Raw genomic sequence first — 21462 nt, 5'->3', positions numbered from 1 at the left:
TGCTTGAACATGAGCGCATCGCCTGATCGCTCCCAGCCTGATGCCGGGCAGACGCAAGTCGGCCCGCACCCCGTTGCCGCGCAAGCCTCCAGCGCCCCTCGCCACCGCAGCTCGGCTGCACCGCTGGCCTGGCTCTACGCTGCGCTGATCGTCTACGCGAGCCTCTCGCCGTTCAGCGGCTGGAAGCAGCCGGTGGCCGTGCCGTTTTTCGGCATAGGCCACATGCCCTGGCCGCATTGGTGGACGGGCTTTGACGTCGTCTCCAACCTCTTGGGCTACATGCCCTTCGGCGCCCTGTTGTTCGGCGCCCGGGTGCGCAGTGGCCGGGCAGTCGGCGTTTCGGTGCTGACCACGGTGCTGGTGGGCGCCGGGCTGTCGGCCGGCATGGAGAGCCTGCAGAACTGGCTGCCGCAGCGCGTGCCCTCGAGCCTCGACTTCGTGCTCAACACCGGCGGCACCGCCCTCGGCTTGCTGGTGGCCATGGCCGTGCGAGCGTTGGGCGGGGTGGACCGCTGGCAGGTGCTGCGCGACCGCTGGTTCATCGCCCGCAGTGCCGGCGGCATTGCCTTGCTGCTTCTGTGGCCGGTGGGCCTGCTGTTCCCTGCGCCGGTGCCCTTCGGTCTGGGGCAGGTGCTGGCGCGGCTGCAAGAACTCACGGCGCTCGCGCTCGACGGCACGCCGTGGTCGAGCTGGGTGGAAGACTGGGTCAACGCCCGTGACTCGCTGACGCCCTTGTCACCGGGCGCCGAGTGGGTGGCTATCGTGCTCGGCTTCCTGGCACCGAGCTTCGTCGCCTTCAGCGTGATGCGGCCCGGCTGGCGCCGCGTGCTGCAGGTCCCTGCGGTGCTGGTCGTGGGCCTGGCCACCACCACCTTGTCGACGGTGCTCAACTTCGGGCCACAGCATGCGATGACCTGGCTCACGCCCACCGTGCTGCCGGCGCTCGTGGTGGGCAGCGTGCTGGCACTGGCGCTGGCCGCGGTGCCGCGGCGTGGCGCAGCTGGCCTGGGGCTGGTGGCGTTGACGGCGCTGGTGGCCTTGGTGTCTCAAGCTCCGGCCGATCCTTATTACGCCGAGAGCCTGCAGGCCTGGGAGCAGGGCCGCTTCATCCGCTTTCACGGCGCGGCGCAGTGGGTGGGCTGGCTGTGGCCGTATGCCGCGCTGGTGTACCTGCTGCTGCGTGTGGCGGCGCGTGATGAGCCCGCGCTGGCGGCGCAGTCATAGCGCGTACTTAAAATGCCGCATGACCTATTTCAAGCGCCACATCTTCTTCTGCCTGAACCAGCGAGACAAGGGCGAAGACAGCTGCGCCAACCACAACGCGCAGGCAGGCTTCGACCGGTGCAAGTCGCGCGCCAAGGCCGAGAAGCTCAATGGCCCGGGCGGCGTTCGCGTGAACAAGGCCGGCTGCATGGACCGCTGCGCCGGCGGGCCGGTGGCGGTGGTCTACCCCGAAGCCGTCTGGTACACCTATGTGGACAACGACGACATCGACGAGATCGTCGAATCGCACCTGAAGAACGGCGTGGTGGTGGAACGCTTGCTGCTGCCCGATTCCGTGGGTCGGTGATGGTCGGTCGATGAACTCGCAGACCCAACGAACCCAGATCGCCGGCCCGGCGGGGTCGATCGAATGCGCGATCGACACGCCGGCCGATGCGCCGCGCGCGGTGGCCATCGTCTGCCACCCCCACCCGCAAGGGGGCGGCACGCTCGACAACAAGGTGGCGCAGACGCTGGCCCGCGCCTTCGTGCAGCTCGGCTATCGGGCGGTGCGATTCAACTTCCGCGGTGTCGGCGCCTCTGAAGGTGAGTACGACGAAGGCCGTGGCGAGACCGATGACACGCTGGCGGTGATCGCCGCCCACCGCGACCCGGCGCTGCCGCTGGTCCTGTCGGGCTTCTCCTTTGGCGCTTACGTGGTCTCACAGGCCGCGCAGCGATTGCCCGACGATGCCAAGGCGGAGCGCCTCGTGCTCGTCGGCCCGTCGACGCAGAAGCAGCAAATGCCTGCCGTGCCAGAAGGCACGCTCGTCATCCACGGCGAGCTCGACGACGTTGTGCCTTTGTCGGCCACCTTCGACTGGGCCCGGCCACAGGCCCTGCCGGTGATCGTGATCCCCGGCGTCGGCCATTTCTTTCACGGGCAACTCACGTTGCTCAAGAACCTGGTGGTTCGCCACGGGTCATAGACCCTGGCGTGGCCATTCACGCTCTCACTTTTGAAACCAGACCAATGAAAAGATCGCTCGCTTTCGTGCTCGTTTTTGTCTCCGGGCTGGCTGCGGCCACCTCGTCCTTTGCCCAGATGCCCACGCCGCCCGAAGTGGCCGCGCGCAGCTACCTGCTGCTCGACCTGAGCACCGGCCAGACCCTCGCGGAGCGCGAGGCCGATGCGCCTGCCGACCCGGCCTCGCTGACCAAGCTGATGACGGCCTACGTTGCCTTCACCGCGCTGCGCGAGAAGAAGCTGACGCTGGAGCAGACCCTGCCCGTCTCGCTGCGCGCCTGGCAGGAGCGCAAGGGCGGTGGCTCGCTGATGTTCATCGAGCCGCGCATGAACCCACCGGTCGCCGACCTGCTGCGCGGCGTGATCGTCAACTCGGGCAATGACGCGTCGGTGGTGATCGCCGAAGGCGTCGGCGGCACGCTCGACAACTTTGTCGCGATGATGAACCGCCAGGCCCAGGCCTGGGGTCTGAAGAACACCAGCTTCAAGAACGTGACCGGCCTGACCGAAGCGGGCCACAAGAGCACGGCGCGCGACGTGGCGGTGATCGCCTCTCACATCATCACCGACTTCCCTGAGTACTACCCGCTGTACTCGATCAAGAAGTACCACTACCAGGGCTCGCCCACCACCAACGAGAACAACCGCAACGTGCTGCTGTTGCGCGACCCGAGTGTCGATGGCATGAAGACCGGCTACACCGAGGCGGCGGGCTACTGCATGGTGGTGTCGGCGCAGCGCGACTTCCCGAACCTGGCAGCCTCGGGCACCGGCGGCGGCAAGCGGCGCCTGCTGAGCGTGGTGCTGGGCGCCGCCTCGATGGACGCCCGCGCGAACGAAAGCCAGAAGCTGCTGAACTGGGGCTTCCAGGCCTTCGACACGGTGCGCCTGTTCGAGGCCGGCAAGGCGATGTCTACCGTACCGGTGTGGAAGGGCAAGCTCAACGAAGCCCAGCTCGGCGCCGGCTCGGCGGTCTTCATCAGCGTGCCCAAGGGCGACGGCAGCAAGCTGCAGACTAAGATCGAGCGCACCGACCCGCTGGTGGCCCCGCTGGCCCAGGGCCAGCGCGTCGGCACCATCAAGGTCACCACGCCGGCCGGTGCGGTGGTCGCCGAGCAGCCGCTGGTCGTGCTGGCGACGGTTGAACAAGCCGGCATTTTTGGCCGGGCTTGGGATGCCATCCGCCTGTGGATCAAGTAACCTCATTCTTCCCACCCACGTAGGAGACGCAATGTCCGCCGTCCCTGACACGCTAGCTGACAACCTGTGCTACCTGAACGGCGAGTTCGTCGCGATGCGCGATGCGCACGTTTCGGTGCTCGACCGCGGGTTTCTCTTTGGCGACGGCATCTACGAAGCCATGCCGGTGTACGAGGGGCGCATCTTCCGTTTCGACGAGCACCTGGCACGGCTGAATCGCAGCCTGACCAAGATCCGCATCGCCAACCCGCTGAGCGAATCGCAATGGCTGGCGCATTGCCGCAGGCTGATCGCTGCGCAGCCGGCGGGCGACCAGATGATCTACGTGCAAGTGACGCGCGGTGTGGCGCCGCGCAACCACGTAATGCCCGCCGACATCGCGCCTACCGTCTTCATGATGTGCAACCCGCTGCCGCCGGCCTCTGCCGATCAGCGGCACAAGGGCGTCGCGTGCATCACCGCGCGCGACTTTCGCTGGGAGCGCGGCGACATCAAGTCGATCTCGCTGCTGGGCAACGTGCTGGCGCGCCAGATGTCGGCCGACCATGGTGCGCTGGAAACCATCATGCTGCGCGACGGCTACCTCACCGAGGCCTCGGCCAGCAACGTGTGGGTGGTGCACGAAGGTGCGGTGCTTGGGCCCCCGAAGAGCGAGCACGTGCTCGAAGGCATTCGCTACGAGCTCATCCGCGAGTTGTGCGAAGAAGAAGGCATTGCCTTCAACCTGCGCCCGATCCCCGAGGCCGACCTGCTGGCGGCCGACGAGATCATTCTCAGTTCGGCTTCCAAAGAGGTGCTGCCCGTCACGCTGCTCGATGGTGAGCCGGTGGGCCACGGCGCGCTGCGCGGCAAGCCGGGGCCGGTCTACGCCAAGCTGTACGAGGCGTACCAGCGCGCCAAGCGCAGCCAGTCCATTTGAAATCGCCTGCTTTGCCCCCAGTTTCAGGGGCATGACCCAGACCATGCAAGACATCCCGCCCGAGCAGTCGCTGATCGAATACCCGTCGCAGTTCCCGATCAAGGTGATGGGTGCGAACGTCGATGGCTTCGTGCATGCCGTCACCACCGTCGCACATCAGTTCGACCCGGCCTTCGACGCGGCGAGCGTTGAGATCCGCCCGAGCAGCGGTGGCAAGTACCTGGGTGTGACGGTCACCGTCACGGTGACGAGCCGCGAGCAGCTCGACGAGCTGTACCGCACGTTGTCCACGCATCCGATGGTCAAGGTGGTGCTGTAAAGCGGCTCACGAGAGCAGCGGCAGCTTGAGGTCGAACGCCCGTTCGACCAGCCAGCCCAGTGCCAGCAGCGTGATCGCAACGGAACCCGCACGCAGCCCGGCACCTCGGTAGAGGCGCGTGTCGCGCAGCGTCCAGACCACCGCAACGAAGATCGCCACGATGGCGAGTTGGCCCAGCTCCACGCCGAGGTTGAAGCCGAACAGCGGCAACGCAAGCCCACCCTGTGTGAGGCCGATGTCCTTGAGCGCGCTGGCGAACCCGAAGCCGTGCACCAGGCCGAACACGAAGGTCAGCTTCCAGCGGCCTTCGCGGATCACCGGGTAGAGGTTGTTCAAGGCAGCGAGCACCACGCTGGCCGCGATGACCGACTCGACCCAGCGCGAGGGCGGATTCAGCACATCGAAGGCCGCCAGTGCGAGTGTGATCGAGTGCGCGACGGTGAAGGCCGTGACCACGCGCAGCACGTCGGTCAGCACCGGGCGCAGGCTTGGCGCGGCGCGCCATCCACCGGTTGCCGTGCGGACCAGCACCGCGGGCAGCAGCAGCGCCAGCAAGAAGAGGATGTGGTCGGTGCCGATCAGGATGTGGTGCATGCCCTCGAGCACGAAGCCGGCAAAACCTGCGGGTGGCGCATCGCTGGCCCCGATGTCGAAGCGGTGGGCAGCAGAGCCGGGCACCAGCACGGCCGTGTCGCTTTGCTCGCCATGCTGTACGCGCACGATGCCGCGGTGGGTGGGATCGGTCTGCGCGAACAAGGTGTAGCTCACGTCGAGCTGATGCGCCTCGGCCGGGCAGGTCCAGCGGCGCGTCAGCACGACGTAGCGGCCGTCGCTGTGCTCGTCGAGTTGCGGTGTGCCTGGGGATTCGGCGCTGCAGGGCCGCCCTTCGGCGCTCAGCGCAACGCCGTTCTGGGCGAGTTGCGCGATGTCGCTCCAGCGCGTGCGCACCTCACGCCATTCGAGTTGGCCGTTGTCGTCGGCATCGAGGGCCAGTTCACGGTCGAGATCGCGCAGGGCGATGTCGAAGCGTTGGTCGATGTGGCTACCTTGCACCTGAAGCTGCAGGTAGGCATCGCTGGGCTTGTGCGCTTGGGCCAGCGCGGGGAGCAGCAACGCCAGCACAAGCGCGGCGGCACGAGAGAGGCGGTTCATGTCATGCCTTTCGACACCTTGGCGACGGCTGTCAGCCGCGCATCCTGCAGACCGGTCTCTCGCATCAGGCGCCATACCGGCTCGGCGGCTTGGGCCTGGCCGGCAGCATGGGCGGCACGCACCAGCACCAGCGCGTCCGCGGGTTCCTTCTGGACCGCCCAGTTGGCTTGTGCGGAGACCAGGGCGGCGGCCGGCTTGTCTTTCAGTTCGAGCTCGAAGCGGGCCTGTTCGCGGCCATGGCTGCGGTCACCGCGCAAGGCCGCGGCCTCGAAGCGCGCTGCCAGCGTGGCGATGGCTGTTTCGGCGAGCGGATCGTGGTTGCGCCGGTGCGCGATCGCCAGGCGCAGCAGCAAGGCGTCGGCATCTTCACGGCCCGCCAGCAACGGGATGACCTCGGCATGGCGTCCACGGTCGAGCAGCCAGTCGGCGTAGGCCGCGAGGGTGTAGACCTCGGGCTGCGGCGTTTGCAGCGCCTGACGGTAGAGGGCTTGGGCCGAGTCGTCGCCTTGGCGTTCGGCCAGTTCGGCGCGAACCAGGCTGAGCCAGCTGGCCGAGGCGTCGCCTGCTTGCCGGGCCAGACGCGCAAGATCGGCACGGGCTTTGTCGGCTTGGCCTTGAAGGCTGGCCAACTCGGCGAGGCACGCTTGTGCCGGCAGTTGAACGGTGCTGCCCAACGCGGCATAGCGCTCGCCGCCAAGGCGCGAGCAGCCGGCGGCGGCTTCTTGCCAGCGGCCACGGACCTGCAGCACTGACGCTCGCGTCAGCTCTGCCTGCGCTTGCAACGGCAGCGGGGCGGTGCTGCCCTCGCGCAACAGCGCATCCAGGTCGACCAGTGCGGTGTCGAAATCGTGCTGACTTTGGCGGACCGTGGCGCGAAGCAGGCGCACGGCTGGTGGAGGTTCGCTCAGCTTCCACCACGGTGCGAGCGCCGCTTCGGCCTGGCCGAGCTCACGCGGGTCGCCAAATTGGCGTGCCCGGGTGATGGCCTCGCGTGCCAGTTGCAGCGCCAGCGGCAACTGCCCCGGCTGGGCGCGCAGGCGTTCACGCGCGGCGCGCTGTTGCTGGCGCTGCTCGGCCGTGCCGATGCGCGAGGGCAGACGCTCGACGACCTCGTCGTCGCTGCTCGGCACGTACGGAGCGGCTATGGCCGTGCCGGTGATCGCAATGGCGCAAAGCGCTGCTGAGACGGCAAGGCCTTGCACCAACTTCTGGAAGGAAGATCGCATGGTCGTGAACCTGGGGAGTGAATGAAAGAGCGGCCAGCCTCGTGAGCCGGCCGCAGGGTCGCGTCAGTTCAATGCGACCGGTTCATCGGCTTCGGTGGTCGGAGCCAGGGCAAAGCTGTCCAGGCTCAGCGGTTCACCGGCTTCGCTGCCGCTGGCCGCCTGCGCTTGAACGAAGGTGACATAAGCCGAAGGCGAGTTGGCCGCCGAGACCGGCACCTCGACCAGGGGCGCCGGCGGAGCCTGGGCGGGGTCGCCGCCGCAGGCTGTGAGGCCGGCCGCCAGCAGGCCCGCGGAGAGAAGGAGTCGTGTCGTTGTCATGAACCGCTCCTTAATGTGAGCCGCCGTTGGGCGTGGACAGGTAAGGGAAGCTCGTCATCAAGGGCACGACGGCTTGGTCGACGGCATCGTGCAGCTTGAATGCCGTGCTGCCGAGCGGCGCGGCCGAGGGTTTGCAGGCGGTGCCGAAGCCCAGTGCGTCCGTGTCGCCATTGGCAACGCACAAGCCGCCCATCATCGCCACCAGCGAGATATCGACCACGTCGTCTTTCGGGCGGCGGCCGTTCGGGTAGCCCGCGCCGTCGCTTCCGCCAGCGAGGATGTTGCCGACGATGCCGAGCCGGTTCTGCTGCGCGAAGTCCACCGGTGCTGCCGAGGTGTTCAATCTCAGCATTTCGGACGCCACCACGTTGGCCGGCTTGTTGACGCCGGCAATGCCGGTGAGGAAGGTCGTCACCAGGTCATTGCGCGGGTAGTTGGTCGGTGCGGTGTTGGGCAAGGCCAGCGCGATTTCAAGCAGCTTGGGCAGCGACGGGTTGGTCACGTAGGTGGCGAACTGCCCGTCGTCCTTGGGCTTGGAGCTGTTGAAGCGGTCCTTGTCCTTCAGGCCGATCACCACCTCGTTCACCAGTGGCATGCCCAGGCGCGAGACCTGCGTCCAGGCGCCGCCGGCTTTCTCGCTGGTCTGGTGGCCGGGCTTGGGTGATGGGTCGAGCAGGCGAGCCTGGCGCAGGCTCGCCGTGGTCCAGCCGCCGATCACGGTTTCGCTGCCCGCCGTGAGGCAGGCCGTGGGCACTTCGAGGGCTAGCGAGGTGACGTTCTTGTCGTCGATGGTGTTGGGCGCGGCGCCGATCAGGGACGGATCGGTGATGGTGGCCACCGATGCGTTCACCAGATCGAAGATGACGCCGAGGTTGACGGCGAACGGGTCCTTGCGCTGGCCGACGAACACCTTGCCGGGGGCCGAGCAGCCGGGGATGGTGACGTTGTAGACGTGCTTGGCCGCATACGCAGCGTAGTCGGGGATGGTCTTCACGCCGATGTTGTCCACCGGCTTGTCGAAGGTGGCCGAGCCGCCTGTCGCGTTGGTCACCGCGGCGGATGTGCCGCTGCGGCGGTCGCCGCGAACGACCGTCACGGTGAAACTTTCCGCCAGGTTCAGGTTGGCGTCCTTGACGTTGGCCACGCCGCCGGCCTGGATCAGCGGGATGCCCACGCTCTTGTCGCCCACCGGCAGCTCGATGCCCTTGCCGGCGTTGGCCAGCGTGTTCTTGAAGCGGAACTGGAAGGTGATGTCTTCCTTGGCGTCGCCGTTGTTGTCGATGTGGATCTCGTACAGCGCATTCGGATCGAGCGAGAAGTAATTCGGGCCGCCATAGGCGTCCTGCAGCGGCAGGTAGTTGGCGATGAGGGTGGTGTAGGCCGTGCGGCCGCTCTCGTAGCTGCGGAACATGTAGAAGTCGGTCGCATCCACCTTGGGCACGGTGGTGATGAAAGGCGCTTCGCGGTGGCTGGAAGCGCCGGCCGTGCCGCAGACCGCCATCAGCGCGGCCGCCAGCAGCGGTGCCGCCTTGAACAGGGAAGGTTGCATGTCGTATCTCCTGATGTGTGTGCCGACAAAGTGGTCGGTTAGCAGCACTACGCAGGGTTTGTCGTGCCGGATGCAGGGGTTTCGCGCTTTCTTTCGCTGACGCTTCGGCTCAGCAGAGACAATCCTGTCGTGTCAGAAATTTCTACCGATCGCGATTCGGTTCGAGGGGCTCTGCCCACGCTGCACCTGCGCGGTCGCGTGCCCTACCTCGAGGCCGAGGCTGCAATGCGCGCCTTCACCGAAACGCGCACGCCCGACACGGCGGATGAGATATGGCTGTGCGAACACGAAGGCGTCTACACGCAGGGCGTGGCCGGCAAGGCCGACCACGTGCTCGATGCGCGCGGCATCCCCATCGTGGCGACCAACCGCGGCGGGCAGGTCACATACCACGGGCCGGGCCAGGTGGTCGCCTACCCGCTGATCGACCTACGGCACCTGAACATCTACGTCAAGGAATACGTCTACCGCCTCGAGCATTGCGTGATCAAGACGCTTGAGCACTTCGGCGTGACCGGCCATCGGGTGGCGGGCGCACCGGGCATCTACGTGAACCAGGCCGATCCATTCGGCCACGCCGCGCTGACAGGCCCGCGGGCTGACCCGTTTGCCGGCCTCGGCAAGATCGCTGCACTGGGCATCAAGGTGAGCCGGCACTGCACGTACCACGGCGTGGCCCTCAACGTAGCCATGGACCTGAGCCCCTTCAGCGGCATCAACCCCTGCGGCTACGCCGGGCTGCAGACAATCGATCTGGCTACACTGGGCGTCATGGCCGATTGGGCTGACGTTGCCCGCGTGCTGGGCGACCGGCTGGCCTCCCACCTGAGCTGAACACGCTCAACAGAAAGAAGTTATGTCGACCGACAACGTCGTCCACCAAGCTCAAGATTCGGCGAAATACGATGCCACGGCCAAGCAGAAGTCTCAGGCCAAGACCGCGCGCATCCCGATCAAGATCGTGCCGGCCGAGACGCTGAAGAAGCCCGACTGGATCCGCGTCAAGGCGGGTTCGCAGAACAGCCGCTTCTACGAGATCAAGCAGATCCTGCGCGAGCACAAGTTGCATACCGTGTGCGAAGAAGCCTCGTGCCCCAACATCGGCGAATGCTTCGGCGGCGGCACGGCAACCTTCATGATCATGGGCGACAAGTGCACGCGCCGTTGCCCCTTCTGCGACGTGGGCCACGGCCGCCCGGACCCGCTGGATGTGGACGAACCGCTGAATCTGGCCAAGACCATTGCGGCGCTGAAGCTCAAGTACGTGGTGATCACGAGCGTAGACCGCGATGATTTGCGCGACGGTGGTGCTGGCCACTTCGTTGAATGCATCCAGCGCGTACGCGAACTGTCGCCGCAGACGCGCATCGAGATCCTCACGCCCGATTTCCGTGGCCGCATGGACCGTGCGCTCGAGATCCTCAAGGCCGCGCCGCCCGATGTGATGAACCACAACCTGGAAACCGCGCCGCGCCTGTACAAGGAAGCGCGGCCGGGCTCTGACTACGCGTATTCACTCAACCTGCTCAAGCGCTTCAAGGAATTCGCGCCCCACGTGCCGACGAAGAGCGGCCTGATGGTCGGCCTGGGCGAGACGGATGAAGAAATCCTGCAGGTGATGCGCGACATGCGTGAGCACGGCATTGACATGTTGACCATCGGGCAATACCTCGCGCCGAGCGGCCACCATCTGCCGGTGCGCCGCTACGTCCACCCCGACACCTTCAAGATGTTCGAGGCCGAGGCGGTGAAGATGGGTTTCACCCACGCTGCCGTGGGTGCCATGGTGCGCAGCAGCTACCACGCCGACAAGCAGGCCAGTGAAGCCGGCGTGGCAAACGCCGTCTGACCTGTCAGTTCAGGCTTCGACCAAGAGGGCTTCGACGGCCTTTTGCAACGCGGCGAAGTCGGGCTCACCGACGAATCGCTTGACGATTTCGCCGCGCTTGTTGATCAGCACCAAGGTGGGCGTGCCTTGCACGTCGCCGAAGCTGTGGGCCACCGAGCCGGTGTTGTCGATCACCACGGTGAAAGGCAGCTTGCGCGATTCGGTGAAGTCGATGACGCGTGCAGGCGGGTCGTAGCTCATCGCGACGGCCAGGGTTTCGTAGCCCCGCCCGCTGAACCGGTTGTGGGTCGCGATCATCTGCGGCATGTTCTTCACGCAGATCTCACAGGTGGTGGCCCAAAAATTCACCAGCACCACCTTGCCTTTCAACTCGGCGACGTGAGCGCGTGAACCGTCCATGCGGGTGAAGGCGGCGTCGGGTGCCATCTCCCTCTTGCCGAGGTAGGCATAGGCTGCAGTGGCGCCGATTGCCAAAACGGCGATACCGGCGGCAAGATGGCGGTTCAATTTCATGGGAATGTGTTCATGCAGCGAAGAAAGTTTACGCCCGCGCTCTTGTCGATGATGGCCTGGGGGGCATGGAGCCCTGCGAGGGCCATCAGCCTGACGGAGACCGACGCAGCCTCGGGCATCCGTGTCGCGCTGGAGCGGGGCGCCACGTCCGCTGTCAACTTGCTCGGCAAAACCGATGGGTTCCTTGGCAACCCGAAGGTGCACATTCCCCTGCCTGGTTTCCTGAACGACGCGGCCGGGTTTCTCAGGGCGACCGGACAGCAAAAGCGCGTCGACGCGTTGGAGACGGCGCTGAACCGGGCCGCCGAGGCCGCGGTGCCCGAAGCCAAAGCCTTGCTGGTGAACGCCGTCAAAAGCATGAGCGTGGAAGATGCCAAGCAGGTGCTGACGGGTGGCGACAACTCGGTCACGCAGTTCTTCGTTGGCAAGACCCGCGAGCCGCTGGGCGTGAAGTTTCTGCCCATCGTGACGCGTGCCACGCAGAAGGTGGCGCTGGTCGACAAATACAACGCCGTGGCCGGCAAGGCAGCGAGTTTTGGCCTGCTGAAGCCGCAAGACGCGAGCATCCAGTCCTATGTGACCGAGAAGGCTCTCGACGGCCTCTACCTGATGATCGGCGAAGAGGAAAAGAAGATCCGCGCCGACCCCATTGGTACCGGCAGCGCGATCTTGAAAAAGGTCTTCGGCAGTTTGAAGTAGCTCGGGCGTCTTCCGGCATGCGGCAGCAACGCGTGGAGCCCATCAAGCAACGCCCGCGGAGCCGGCTCTGCCGGGCCGCCAGGCGGCGCCCCTCAGGGGCAGGAGCGAAGCGACTGGGAGCTAAATCGTCTTCGCCAACTCGAACATCAGGGCCGAAGGCAACGAGGTCAGGATCGCGTCGCGCCCAACGCGGGCCATGCTGAGGCCACCGAAACCCGAGATCTCGAAGGTGTTGCCTTCTTCGATGATCTCGATGAAGACCACCTCGGCGCCTTCGGACTCGACCTCGTTGCGCATGTCGTTGAAGCGGTCGCCACGCAGTACCGATTCGATGACGATCGCGTGCGGCAGGCCGCCGCGGCAAAACTCGCGCGCTTCGTCCACTGAGTTGACGAAGTCGACGATCATGCCCATGTTGCGGATGGCGTCGCGCACCTGCACGCGCACATCGCGGCGCGATGCGACTACCAGCACCTGGCTGCCGGAGAGCGGCTTCGAACTCAGCGAGGGCGAGAAGCCCTGATCAAGCTCGATGGCGCTCACGCCTTCGAGTTGGTCGTTGATGGTGCGAGGGAATTCGATGGTCAGGTGGACGTTGGCGCCGTCGATCTTGCGATCGATTGGCAGGCCCATCGTCCAGGCGGTTTGCTCCATCAGGCGCCAGGTCATCGAGTCGAGCGCGGCCTGCAGTGCGGGCTCTTCAGTCGCGTCAAATTGCTGGTCGACCGGGCGGTAGGCGAACTTGCTGGCCAGGCGCGCATGCGTGGGCCAGGTCTTGATGTCGATGCGGAAGTCGATGGTCGACTGTGCATGTTCCATCGACCAGCTCAACAAGGTGTTGAGCAGGCTGAACAGCAATGAGGCATCCACGATCACCTCGGCCGGCCGCAACACCTGCTTGATGTGGATGTTGCGGGCCTGGGTTTCACGGGCGCGCTGGGTCAGCACGTCTTTCAGCGTTTCGGTGAGCGGCAGGCGCTCGTGGGTCTGGCGCAGCCGGCCCGAGGCCAGGCGGGCGATCTGCTGGCCCGACATGCTGATCTGGCGGGCACGCTGAATCTCGTCGCCGAGGGCGCGCAGGCTGGAGCGGTCAATACGGCCGGTCGTGGTGAGGGTCTGGACGCGGTCGAGGGCCGCGGTCAGTGGACCGGCGATTTCGGCGCTCATTTCGCTCACTACATCGCGCCAATGATCGGGCTCGACGGGCACGTTCTGCGGGGCCTGGGCAAGCGAGATTGGTGCGCGCTTCAGTTCGGTCATGTCCATGGGAGCCTCGGGCTGGTCGCGTCGTGTGACAAAAAGCGTGCCATTTGTTGCACGGCGTAAGTGTCGTCGGAGTTGACCGCTTTGTGGCACGGGACCATGGACTTTCCCCCGAATGGAGGGTGATTTGGAGGCTTGGGCGCTGAGGGTAAAACCTAGATCACACCGAGATTTCGCAGCGCCTCGACCTCGTCGGTGCGCCAACCCAGCTCATGGAGCACCTCGTTGGTGTGCTCACCCAGCAGCGGCGGCGGGCGGCGGTATTGCACGGGGGTGGCCGACAATTTCATCGGGCTCGCGACCAGGCGCAGGTTGTCGGTCAGTGGATGAGGCATGGCGACGGTCATGCCGCGAGACTGCACGTGCGGGTCGGCGAACACCTCGCCCAGGTTGTTGATCGCACCGCAGGGCACCTTGGCCGCCTCCAGTGCAGACAGCCAGTCGTGTTTTTTGCGACTCTTCAGGATCTCGGCCAGCAGCGGCACGAGGGTGTCGCGGTGGCGCACACGGTCAGCGTTCCTGGCGTAGCGTGGGTCTTGGGCGAGGTCGGGCCGCCCCGCCACCCCGCAGAACTTGGCGAACTGGCCGTCGTTGCCCACTGCCAGGATCAGGTGCCCGTCGGAGGTTTCGAACACCTGGTACGGAACGATGTTCTGGTGCGCATTGCCCATGCGCTGCGGGGCAACACCCGTCGTCAGGTAATTGGCGCCGAGGTTGGCGAGCATCGCGACCTGGGTGTCGAGCAGGGCCATGTCGATGACCTGGCCTTCGCCGGTGGAGTCGCGGTGGCGCAGCGCCGCGAGGATGGCCACGCTGGCGTACATGCCTGTAAAGAGGTCGGCCACGGCCACGCCGACCTTTTGCGGGCCGCCGCCGGGCAGGTCATCCCGTTCACCGGTCACGCTCATCAGGCCGCCCATGCCTTGCACGGCGTAGTCGTAGCCGGCGCGCTCGCGGTACGGGCCTGTCTGGCCGAAGCCGGTGACCGAGCAATAGACCAGCTTCGGGTACTGCGCCCTCAGCGCGGCGGCGTCCAACCCGTAACGGGCCATGTCGCCCACTTTGAAGTTCTCGATGAACACATCGCATTCGCCGGCCAGGCGGCGAATCAAGGCCTGGCCTTCGGGTTGGGCAATGTCCACGGTGACCGAGCGCTTGTTGCGGTTGGTGCCGAGGTAATAGGCGGCTTCAGCCGTGTCGTGCCCCTCGCGGTTTTTGAGGAAGGGCGGCCCCCAGCTGCGGGTATCGTCCCCGCCGGCGCCATCTTTCATGGGCCGCTCGATCTTGATGACATCTGCGCCCAGATCGGCCAGCGTCTGCGTACACCATGGCCCGGCCAGCACGCGTGACAGATCGAGGATGCGGATGCCCGCCAGTGGCTGTGGGGCAGTGGCAGCGGGCGAAGTGGGGTGTGCGCTCATCCAAAGATTGTCATGCAGCCCAACCTGATAATCGCCCGATGCTGTGTTCTCACATTGGCGGCCGCGTGGCTGCAGCGATTGCGCTGACGGGCTTGTGCGCGTGTTCGCCCACCCTGGATTGGCGTGAAGTGCGGCCCGAAGGCACGGGCGTGGTCGCCCTGTTCCCCTGCAAGCCAACGACCGATGCACGCATGGTGACGCTTGATGGCGCGCGCGTGCGAATGCTGCTCACCGCTTGCCGTGCCGGCGACGTGACATGGGCGCTGGCCTCTGCGGACACGGAGCAGCCTGCACGGGTGGGACCGGCGTTGGCGGCGCTGCGGGCTGCCTCCGTGGCCAATCTGGCGGCATCGGTGCAGGCCATCGGGCCGCTGCAGGTCAGCGGCATGACGCCCAATCCGCAGGCCGAGCGTGTGCGAATCAGAGGAAAGCTGCCAGATGGCGGCGCGGTCACGTTGGAGGCGGGGTTCTTTGCCAAAGGCACCTGGGTCTTCCAGGCGACCGCAATGGGTGCCGCTCCGGGCACCGATGCTGTGGCCACATTCTTCGACAACCTGAAGCTGCCGTCATGATGGTGTCAGCCAGTTGACACGGTTTTGCGTTAAGGACAGTGAGTGGCGTGCCGCCCTATGTGTGGTTTTTGTGGCGAGACGAGTGCTGCTCAACCCGTACGATGGCCGTTTGCTCACGCTGAACCTCTGATAATTCCTCATGCCCGGCTTGCTGATCATCGCCCATGCGCCTCTGGCGTCTTCCTTGAAGGCGGTGGCTCAGCACACGTTCCCGGACTGTGGCCGCAGCCTCGAAGCGCTTGACGTGCTGCCTGAGGAGACGATCGAAGAGATCGAAGTGCGGGCGCGAATCTTATTGGGGCAGGTGAGCAACCCTGACGCACTCATCTTCACCGACGTTTTCGGTGCCACCCCGTGCAACGTGGCTCAGCGCCTGGCTGACGGTGTTCATGTGAAGGTGATCGCCGGCGTCAACGTGCCCATGCTGTGGCGTTCGCTCTGTTATGCGGACGAATCGCTTGATGCGGTGGTCGCGCGTGCAGTCGCCGGCGCTACACAAGGCGTGATGCAGGTGGCGACGTCGCGACCCCAGAACCAAGCCTACAAACCCGGCGCCAATGATCAAAACAAGCATCAGCATCAGCAATAAGCTGGGTCTGCACGCGCGAGCCTCGGCCAAACTCACCAAACTGGCCGGTGGCTTTCAGAGTGACGTCTTCATGACCCGCAACAGCCGCCGCGTCAACGCGAAAAGCATCATGGGCGTCATGATGCTTGCTGCCGGCATGGGCAGCGAGGTCGAGATCGAGACCTCCGGTCCGGACGAGCAGTCAGCCATGGATGCCTTGCTGGCCCTGATCAACGACAAATTCGGCGAAGGCGAGTAGCCGCCCTCCATCTGCAGACCCGGCGTCAGGCGCCGAGAAAGTGCTTGCGATAGCGCGCAGGCAGGTCGGCGATGCGCATCATCATCGGCAGGTCGGCGGTGTTGAAGTCGGGATCCCAGGCTGGCGGGCCCAGTACCTTGGCGCCGCAGCGCAGGTACCCCTTGATCAAGGCGGGCGCTTCGACGTCCAGATCGTGCTGCAGGTCTTCCACCGGCAGCGGCAGGCGCGGCGTCACTTGCAGCTCGATTGGTGCCAGATGCGTGTGCCGGAGTTGCTCCCACAGGCTGGCAGCAAAGTGGCCGCCATCGCGCATGCTGATGCTGGCGCAGCCAATCATGGTGTCGAGCTTGTTGCGCACCATGAACTCGGCGAGCGCGCCCCACAGGGCCATGATGGCGCCGCCCGACCGCCATTCGGGGTGCACGCAAGAGCGGCCGAGCTCCACCATGGTCGAGCGCAATGGGCGCAGGCGCGTCAGGTCGAATTCGGTTTCGCTGTACAGGCCGCCCACGCGCTTGGCAGATTCGGGCGTCAGCACGCGGTAGGTGCCGATGACTTGGCCCGGTTCACCGGCTTCGCCTGTCGCTCGCACCAACAGGTGCTCACAGAACGGGTCGAACATGTCGATGTCATGCCCTGCTGGCGAACCATGCGGCACGCTCAGGCGAGCGCCCATTTCTTCGGCAAAGACCAGGTGCCTCAGCTGTTGCGCTTGGCGAACGTCTCTTTCATCGCGAGCCCAAACCACTTCAAACCGAGCCGCGTCAGCGCGGACAGGTTCGGCATGCGGTGAGCGGGGATGAACTGACCTCCGGGACGTGTCGGCACGTAGCGCAGAGATGGGCAGTGTCGGCAAGGGCAAGTCCCTCATGGCTTTCTCCTGTAGATCATGCGCTGATGGTCGTGCGAAGGCGTGACGCGGCCGTGAAGCTGGCGTGACGCTGCGATGACAGTCGGCGCGGGTCGTTCCCAGGTGCTACGAGGTTTCGCGCTGCTACGATGCTTCGCATGAGCTTTCAGGTCTTCGGATTGCCGGTTTCACGTGGTGTGGCCATCGGACGTGCGGTGCTGGTGGCGTCCAGTCGAATCGACGTGGCCCACTACTTTGTTGAAGAGAGTCAGGTCGATCAAGAAATCGAGCGCTTGCGCGTTGCGCGCGACGCGGTGGCCGCCGAGTTGAGCGCCTTGCAGCGCGACCTGCCGGCCGATGCGCCGGGTGAGTTGTCCGCTCTGCTCGACGTTCACCTGATGTTGCTGCGCGACGAAACCCTGACGCTGGCAACCAAGCAGTGGATCCAAGAGCGGCACTACAACGCCGAGTGGGCGCTGTCAGCCCAGCTCGAGGTGATCGCCCGCCAGTTCGACGACATGGAAGACGACTACCTGCGCGAGCGAAAGGCCGATCTCGAGCAGGTGGTAGAGCGGCTTCTGCGGGCTATGAGTCGAGGGCCGTCATCCACTTATGCCCCGGCGCCTGGTGTCAGCCCGCGCGACTTTGCGGGCGAAGACCCGCTGGTCCTGGTGGCCAACGACATTGCACCGGCGGACATGCTGCAGTTCAAGCGCAGCATCTTCACCGGATTCATCACTGACGTCGGCGGGCGCACGTCCCACACGGCGATCGTCGCGCGCAGCATGGACATTCCTGCCGTCGTGGGCGCGCGCGAGGCGAGTCACATCATTCGCCAGGATGATTGGGTGGTCATTGATGGCGACAACGGGGTCGTTGTGGTCGATCCGTCGCCGCTGCTGCTGGAGGAATATCGGTTTCGTCAGCGGCAGAGCGGCTTGGAGCGCGATCGCCTCTCGCGTCTGAGGCACACGCCAGCCGTTACTCTGGACGGCGAGCGCGTTGAGCTGCAGGCCAACATCGAACTCCCGGCCGATGCGATCGCTGCCATGGAAGCGGGAGCAGTCGGTGTTGGCTTGTTCCGCAGCGAATTCCTGTTCATGAACCGGGAGGGCGAGCTGCCAGGGGAAGACGAGCAGTTCGAGGCCTACCGAGCTGCGGTGGAGGCAATGAAAGGCTTGCCGGTCACGATCAGAACGGTTGACATTGGCGCCGACAAGCCGCTCGATCGACTGAGTGCGACCGAGCTGCGTCATGAACATGCTCTGAATCCAGCTCTGGGGTTGCGCGCGATCCGATGGAGTTTGTCGGAGCCGCGGATGTTCCGGCAGCAACTGCGCGCCATCCTGCGGGCAAGCGCTCTGGGCAAAGTCAGGATATTGATTCCTATGGTGGCGCACCTCAGTGAGGTCCGTTCGGCGCTGGAAGCTCTCGCACGGGCACGGCAGCAGCTGCTGGACGCGGGGCGCCCTTGCGGCGCGATCGAGATAGGCGCCATGGTCGAAGTGCCAGCCGCCGCGATCGCTCTGCCTTCCTTGTTGCGGTATTTCGACTTCGTGTCGATTGGTACCAATGACCTGATTCAGTACACCTTGGCCATCGATCGAGCCGATGAGGCCGTGGCGCATCTGTATGACCCATGGCACCCGGCTGTGCTACAGCTCATTGCGCAGAGCATTTCCGCCGCGCGCACGGCTGGCAAGGCCGTCAGTGTCTGCGGCGAAATGGCTGGCGACCCGGCATTCACGGAACTGCTGTTGGCCATGGGGCTCCGGAGTTTTTCCATGCATCCCTCGCAGATCGCGGCCGTCAAACAGCGTGTTCTCAGAGCGGACACGCGACGGCTGACGCCACAACTTAAGACTGTCTTGGAGAGCGAAGACGCGGAAGCGGCTTGCCGTGAACTCTTTGCTAGGCCTTCGCATACCGAAGTCTTGGCAGGGCTCAATTGAGATTTTTTTGCTGCCCCTTGTGCGACCTTGAAAAAGGGTGCTACAGTCGTGGTCTTCGCTGATTGCAGAAAACACCGCAAACGCAGTGCCAGCAGCAAGCAGAAAAGAAATAGAGCAAGTAGTTGACGAGTTGAAAGAAAACAAGTCATAATCACAGGCTCTGCTAAACGAAGTTGAAGTCGCAAAAACGAAGTCAGCAACGAAAAGCAAATAGCCAAGAGATTGACAAGGTTATTTAAAACATGTCAAAATCACAGGCTCCGCTGAGATAACAAATTCAGCGAAAGCAGACGAAAGTTTGCTAGCTCTTTAAAAACTAACAGCCGATAAGTGTGGGCGTTTGAAGGCGAGTGCCAAGAGTCGCAAGACTCAAGGTCTCATGGACCTTAAACGCTCATAGAAGTGAAGTTCACTTCAATTCTTTGAGTAATTTATCAAGATCGAACTGAAGAGTTTGATCCTGGCTCAGATTGAACGCTGGCGGCATGCCTTACACATGCAAGTCGAACGGCAGCACGGGAGCAATCCTGGTGGCGAGTGGCGAACGGGTGAGTAACACATCGGAACGTGCCCAGTAGTGGGGGATAGCCCGGCGAAAGCCGGATTAATACCGCATACGACCTACGGGTGAAAGCGGGGGATCGCAAGACCTCGCGCTATTGGAGCGGCCGATGGCAGATTAGCTTGTTGGTGGGGTAAAAGCCTACCAAGGCGACGATCTGTAGCTGGTCTGAGAGGACGACCAGCCACACTGGGACTGAGACACGGCCCAGACTCCTACGGGAGGCAGCAGTGGGGAATTTTGGACAATGGGCGCAAGCCTGATCCAGCCATGCCGCGTGTGGGAAGAAGGCCTTCGGGTTGTAAACCACTTTTGTCAGGGAAGAAACGGTCTAATCTAATAAATTGGACTAATGACGGTACCTGAAGAATAAGCACCGGCTAACTACGTGCCAGCAGCCGCGGTAATACGTAGGGTGCGAGCGTTAATCGGAATTACTGGGCGTAAAGCGTGCGCAGGCGGCTATGCAAGACAGATGTGAAATCCCCGGGCTCAACCTGGGAACTGCATTTGTGACTGCATGGCTAGAGTACGGCAGAGGGGGATGGAATTCCGCGTGTAGCAGTGAAATGCGTAGATATGCGGAGGAACACCGATGGCGAAGGCAATCCCCTGGGCCTGTACTGACGCTCATGCACGAAAGCGTGGGGAGCAAACAGGATTAGATACCCTGGTAGTCCACGCCCTAAACGATGTCAACTGGTTGTTGGACGGCTTGCTGTTCAGTAACGAAGCTAACGCGTGAAGTTGACCGCCTGGGGAGTACGGCCGCAAGGTTGAAACTCAAAGGAATTGACGGGGACCCGCACAAGCGGTGGATGATGTGGTTTAATTCGATGCAACGCGAAAAACCTTACCTACCCTTGACATGTCTAGAAGTTTCCAGAGATGGATTCGTGCTCGAAAGAGAACTAGAACACAGGTGCTGCATGGCCGTCGTCAGCTCGTGTCGTGAGATGTTGGGTTAAGTCCCGCAACGAGCGCAACCCTTATCATTAGTTGCTACGCAAGGGCACTCTAATGAGACTGCCGGTGACAAACCGGAGGAAGGTGGGGATGACGTCAGGTCATCATGGCCCTTATGGGTAGGGCTACACACGTCATACAATGGCCGGTACAGAGGGCTGCCAACTCGCGAGAGGGAGCTAATCTCAGAAAACCGGTCGTAGTCCGGATCGCAGTCTGCAACTCGACTGCGTGAAGYCGGAATCGCTAGTAATCGCGGATCAGCTTGCCGCGGTGAATACGTTCCCGGGYCTTGTACACACCGCCCGTCACACCATGGGAGCGGGTTCTGCCAGAAGTAGTTAGCCTAACCGCAAGGAGGGCGATTACCACGGCAGGGTTCGTGACTGGGGTGAAGTCGTAACAAGGTAGCCGTATCGGAAGGTGCGGCTGGATCACCTCCTTTCTGGAAAATAGCACTCAAATTTGAGCGCCCACTCTTATCGGCTGTCGTTTACAACAGTGTGAAATGTGAGCCGGCCAAAGCGTCCGAGCGCGCTTGCGCCAGGCTGACGTGACTGCACCGACCTTCGCGCTTCACAAGATTCGCGATGGGTCTGTAGCTCAGTTGGTTAGAGCACCGTCTTGATAAGGCGGGGGTCGTTGGTTCGAGACCAACCAGACCCACCAATTTCATTGGGGGATTAGCTCAGCTGGGAGAGCACCTGCTTTGCAAGCAGGGGGTCGTCGGTTCGATCCCGTCATCCTCCACCAAAAATTCACATCGATATCGTCGCTGACGCAAATAATCTTCGATTATTTGCGTCAGCGATTCGAAAGAATCGGCTGTTGTTCTTTAACAATTTGTAGAGTCGAAAATCAGCGTTGCTGACGGAAATGCGCTTCATGGCGCTCCGTGCCGTCAGTGACATTTTGATTGCGTCAAATGAACTTCAACTCGCAAGAGATATGAAGAACGGCATAACGCGTAATACTCAATAGACAGTCCTTGACGATGCTTCTTGCGAGAGGCGTCAAAATTATAGGGTCAAGTGACTAAGTGCATGTGGTGGATGCCTTGGCGATTACAGGCGAC

General features: G+C 63.8%; 21 protein-coding genes, 2 tRNA genes and 1 rRNA gene. 16 read left to right on the top strand and 8 right to left on the bottom strand.

Annotated elements, in window-relative coordinates; genetic code table 11:
• Positions 1 to 9 precede the first annotated feature (9 nt).
• Genes AC1DYS_RS27670 through AC1DYS_RS27645 form a run of 6 tightly spaced genes read left to right on the top strand, consistent with a single transcriptional unit; the run spans position 10 to position 4668 of the window.
• A complete protein-coding gene (locus AC1DYS_RS27670) occupies positions 10 to 1224 on the top strand; it encodes a VanZ family protein (protein ID WP_477904757.1) in 1215 nt (404 codons plus the stop codon).
• Positions 1225 to 1243: 19 nt separating this feature from the next.
• Entirely contained in the window at positions 1244 to 1570 is a 327-nt protein-coding gene (locus AC1DYS_RS27665) for a (2Fe-2S) ferredoxin domain-containing protein (protein WP_047489087.1), read from the top strand.
• A gap of 10 nt (positions 1571 to 1580) precedes the next feature.
• Positions 1581 to 2192: an alpha/beta hydrolase gene (locus tag AC1DYS_RS27660; protein ID WP_477904756.1), complete on the top strand. Its 612-nt coding sequence runs from the start codon at positions 1581 to 1583 to the stop codon at positions 2190 to 2192.
• A gap of 44 nt (positions 2193 to 2236) precedes the next feature.
• The gene (locus AC1DYS_RS27655) at positions 2237 to 3430 is read left to right on the top strand and encodes a D-alanyl-D-alanine carboxypeptidase family protein (protein WP_477904755.1); all 1194 of its coding nucleotides are present in this window, start codon (positions 2237 to 2239) and stop codon (positions 3428 to 3430) included.
• Positions 3431 to 3461: 31 nt separating this feature from the next.
• A complete protein-coding gene (locus tag AC1DYS_RS27650; protein ID WP_477904754.1) occupies positions 3462 to 4349 on the top strand; it encodes a D-amino acid aminotransferase in 888 nt (295 codons plus the stop codon).
• Positions 4350 to 4392: 43 nt separating this feature from the next.
• Positions 4393 to 4668, top strand: coding sequence for an HP0495 family protein (locus AC1DYS_RS27645; protein ID WP_047489271.1), 276 nt, complete (start codon positions 4393 to 4395; stop codon positions 4666 to 4668).
• A 6-nt stretch (positions 4669 to 4674) separates the two neighbouring features.
• Here AC1DYS_RS27645 and AC1DYS_RS27640 read toward each other — a convergent pair whose 3' ends face one another.
• The 4 genes from AC1DYS_RS27640 to AC1DYS_RS27625 form a co-directional block, all read right to left on the bottom strand.
• On the bottom strand, positions 4675 to 5820 hold the full coding sequence (locus AC1DYS_RS27640; RefSeq protein ID WP_477904753.1) for a HupE/UreJ family protein: 1146 nt from the start codon (positions 5818 to 5820) through the stop codon (positions 4675 to 4677).
• Positions 5817 to 7046, bottom strand: coding sequence for a tetratricopeptide repeat protein (locus AC1DYS_RS27635; RefSeq protein WP_477904752.1), 1230 nt, complete (start codon positions 7044 to 7046; stop codon positions 5817 to 5819). Before AC1DYS_RS27635 ends, AC1DYS_RS27640 begins: the two co-directional genes overlap by 4 nt.
• A 63-nt stretch (positions 7047 to 7109) precedes the next feature.
• The gene (locus AC1DYS_RS27630; protein WP_477904751.1) at positions 7110 to 7364 is read right to left on the bottom strand and encodes a hypothetical protein; all 255 of its coding nucleotides are present in this window, start codon (positions 7362 to 7364) and stop codon (positions 7110 to 7112) included.
• A 10-nt stretch (positions 7365 to 7374) separates the two neighbouring features.
• Positions 7375 to 8913, bottom strand: a complete 1539-nt coding sequence (locus tag AC1DYS_RS27625; protein WP_477904750.1) for a DUF4331 domain-containing protein — start codon at positions 8911 to 8913, stop codon at positions 7375 to 7377.
• A 138-nt stretch (positions 8914 to 9051) separates the two neighbouring features.
• Between AC1DYS_RS27625 and lipB the strand changes: the two genes are divergently transcribed.
• A complete protein-coding gene (gene lipB / locus AC1DYS_RS27620) occupies positions 9052 to 9747 on the top strand; it encodes a lipoyl(octanoyl) transferase LipB (RefSeq protein WP_477904894.1) in 696 nt (231 codons plus the stop codon).
• Positions 9748 to 9769: 22 nt separating this feature from the next.
• Entirely contained in the window at positions 9770 to 10762 is a 993-nt protein-coding gene (gene lipA, locus AC1DYS_RS27615; protein ID WP_477904749.1) for a lipoyl synthase, read from the top strand.
• Between the two features lie 9 nt (positions 10763 to 10771).
• Here lipA and AC1DYS_RS27610 read toward each other — a convergent pair whose 3' ends face one another.
• Positions 10772 to 11275, bottom strand: a complete 504-nt coding sequence (locus tag AC1DYS_RS27610; protein WP_477904748.1) for a TlpA family protein disulfide reductase — start codon at positions 11273 to 11275, stop codon at positions 10772 to 10774.
• Positions 11276 to 11287: 12 nt separating this feature from the next.
• On the opposite strand from AC1DYS_RS27610, the gene AC1DYS_RS27605 reads away from it, so the two are divergent.
• Entirely contained in the window at positions 11288 to 11974 is a 687-nt protein-coding gene (locus tag AC1DYS_RS27605) for a DUF4197 domain-containing protein (RefSeq protein ID WP_477904747.1), read from the top strand.
• Between the two features lie 120 nt (positions 11975 to 12094).
• On the opposite strand, the gene AC1DYS_RS27600 is transcribed toward AC1DYS_RS27605, so the two are convergent.
• Complete coding sequence (locus tag AC1DYS_RS27600) at positions 12095 to 13240, bottom strand: hypothetical protein (RefSeq protein WP_477904746.1); 1146 nt, start codon at positions 13238 to 13240, stop codon at positions 12095 to 12097.
• Positions 13241 to 13392: 152 nt separating this feature from the next.
• The gene (locus AC1DYS_RS27595) at positions 13393 to 14658 is read right to left on the bottom strand and encodes a CaiB/BaiF CoA transferase family protein (RefSeq protein WP_477904745.1); all 1266 of its coding nucleotides are present in this window, start codon (positions 14656 to 14658) and stop codon (positions 13393 to 13395) included.
• Positions 14659 to 14696: 38 nt separating this feature from the next.
• Between AC1DYS_RS27595 and AC1DYS_RS27590 the strand changes: the two genes are divergently transcribed.
• The 3 genes from AC1DYS_RS27590 (at position 14697) to AC1DYS_RS27580 (ending at position 16057) form a co-directional block, all read left to right on the top strand.
• Positions 14697 to 15230 carry a hypothetical protein gene (locus AC1DYS_RS27590; RefSeq protein WP_477904744.1) on the top strand — a complete coding sequence of 178 codons (534 nt, stop codon included), beginning with the start codon at positions 14697 to 14699 and terminating at the stop codon, positions 15228 to 15230.
• Between the two features lie 139 nt (positions 15231 to 15369).
• Positions 15370 to 15819: a PTS sugar transporter subunit IIA gene (locus AC1DYS_RS27585; RefSeq protein WP_047489051.1), complete on the top strand. Its 450-nt coding sequence runs from the start codon at positions 15370 to 15372 to the stop codon at positions 15817 to 15819.
• Positions 15788 to 16057 carry an HPr family phosphocarrier protein gene (locus AC1DYS_RS27580; protein ID WP_477904743.1) on the top strand — a complete coding sequence of 90 codons (270 nt, stop codon included), beginning with the start codon at positions 15788 to 15790 and terminating at the stop codon, positions 16055 to 16057. The genes AC1DYS_RS27585 and AC1DYS_RS27580 overlap by 32 nt, the downstream gene beginning before the upstream one ends.
• Before the next feature lie 25 nt (positions 16058 to 16082).
• Here AC1DYS_RS27580 and AC1DYS_RS27575 read toward each other — a convergent pair whose 3' ends face one another.
• Complete coding sequence (locus AC1DYS_RS27575; protein ID WP_477904742.1) at positions 16083 to 16928, bottom strand: GNAT family N-acetyltransferase; 846 nt, start codon at positions 16926 to 16928, stop codon at positions 16083 to 16085.
• 137 nt (positions 16929 to 17065) lie between these two features.
• Between AC1DYS_RS27575 and ptsP the strand changes: the two genes are divergently transcribed.
• The 4 genes from ptsP to AC1DYS_RS27555 all read left to right on the top strand — a co-directional run bounded on the left by ptsP (position 17066) and on the right by AC1DYS_RS27555 (position 21140).
• The gene (ptsP, locus tag AC1DYS_RS27570) at positions 17066 to 18859 is read left to right on the top strand and encodes a phosphoenolpyruvate--protein phosphotransferase (protein WP_477904741.1); all 1794 of its coding nucleotides are present in this window, start codon (positions 17066 to 17068) and stop codon (positions 18857 to 18859) included.
• A 442-nt stretch (positions 18860 to 19301) separates the two neighbouring features.
• A 16S ribosomal RNA gene (locus AC1DYS_RS27565) occupies positions 19302 to 20832 on the top strand.
• Between the two features lie 147 nt (positions 20833 to 20979).
• Positions 20980 to 21056, top strand: a tRNA-Ile gene (locus AC1DYS_RS27560).
• A gap of 8 nt (positions 21057 to 21064) precedes the next feature.
• Positions 21065 to 21140, top strand: a tRNA-Ala gene (locus AC1DYS_RS27555).
• Positions 21141 to 21462 lie beyond the last annotated feature (322 nt).

Source organism: Rhizobacter sp. P2_G4, assembly GCF_056403575.1.
This window is presented reverse-complemented; position numbering and strand designations above follow the sequence as displayed.

Coding starts and splice junctions, on each gene's coding strand:
- AC1DYS_RS27670 (WP_477904757.1), top strand. CDS start 10: ATGAGCGCATCGCCTGATCGCTCCCAGCCTGATGCCGGGCAGACGCAA.
- AC1DYS_RS27665 (WP_047489087.1), top strand. CDS start 1,244: ATGACCTATTTCAAGCGCCACATCTTCTTCTGCCTGAACCAGCGAGAC.
- AC1DYS_RS27660 (WP_477904756.1), top strand. CDS start 1,581: ATGAACTCGCAGACCCAACGAACCCAGATCGCCGGCCCGGCGGGGTCG.
- AC1DYS_RS27655 (WP_477904755.1), top strand. CDS start 2,237: ATGAAAAGATCGCTCGCTTTCGTGCTCGTTTTTGTCTCCGGGCTGGCT.
- AC1DYS_RS27650 (WP_477904754.1), top strand. CDS start 3,462: ATGTCCGCCGTCCCTGACACGCTAGCTGACAACCTGTGCTACCTGAAC.
- AC1DYS_RS27645 (WP_047489271.1), top strand. CDS start 4,393: ATGCAAGACATCCCGCCCGAGCAGTCGCTGATCGAATACCCGTCGCAG.
- AC1DYS_RS27640 (WP_477904753.1), bottom strand. CDS start 5,820: ATGAACCGCCTCTCTCGTGCCGCCGCGCTTGTGCTGGCGTTGCTGCTC.
- AC1DYS_RS27635 (WP_477904752.1), bottom strand. CDS start 7,046: ATGCGATCTTCCTTCCAGAAGTTGGTGCAAGGCCTTGCCGTCTCAGCA.
- AC1DYS_RS27630 (WP_477904751.1), bottom strand. CDS start 7,364: ATGACAACGACACGACTCCTTCTCTCCGCGGGCCTGCTGGCGGCCGGC.
- AC1DYS_RS27625 (WP_477904750.1), bottom strand. CDS start 8,913: ATGCAACCTTCCCTGTTCAAGGCGGCACCGCTGCTGGCGGCCGCGCTG.
- lipA (WP_477904749.1), top strand. CDS start 9,770: ATGTCGACCGACAACGTCGTCCACCAAGCTCAAGATTCGGCGAAATAC.
- AC1DYS_RS27610 (WP_477904748.1), bottom strand. CDS start 11,275: ATGAAATTGAACCGCCATCTTGCCGCCGGTATCGCCGTTTTGGCAATC.
- AC1DYS_RS27605 (WP_477904747.1), top strand. CDS start 11,288: ATGCAGCGAAGAAAGTTTACGCCCGCGCTCTTGTCGATGATGGCCTGG.
- AC1DYS_RS27600 (WP_477904746.1), bottom strand. CDS start 13,240: ATGGACATGACCGAACTGAAGCGCGCACCAATCTCGCTTGCCCAGGCC.
- AC1DYS_RS27595 (WP_477904745.1), bottom strand. CDS start 14,658: ATGAGCGCACACCCCACTTCGCCCGCTGCCACTGCCCCACAGCCACTG.
- AC1DYS_RS27590 (WP_477904744.1), top strand. CDS start 14,697: ATGCTGTGTTCTCACATTGGCGGCCGCGTGGCTGCAGCGATTGCGCTG.
- AC1DYS_RS27585 (WP_047489051.1), top strand. CDS start 15,370: ATGCCCGGCTTGCTGATCATCGCCCATGCGCCTCTGGCGTCTTCCTTG.
- AC1DYS_RS27580 (WP_477904743.1), top strand. CDS start 15,788: ATGATCAAAACAAGCATCAGCATCAGCAATAAGCTGGGTCTGCACGCG.
- AC1DYS_RS27575 (WP_477904742.1), bottom strand. CDS start 16,928: ATGAGGGACTTGCCCTTGCCGACACTGCCCATCTCTGCGCTACGTGCC.
- ptsP (WP_477904741.1), top strand. CDS start 17,066: ATGAGCTTTCAGGTCTTCGGATTGCCGGTTTCACGTGGTGTGGCCATC.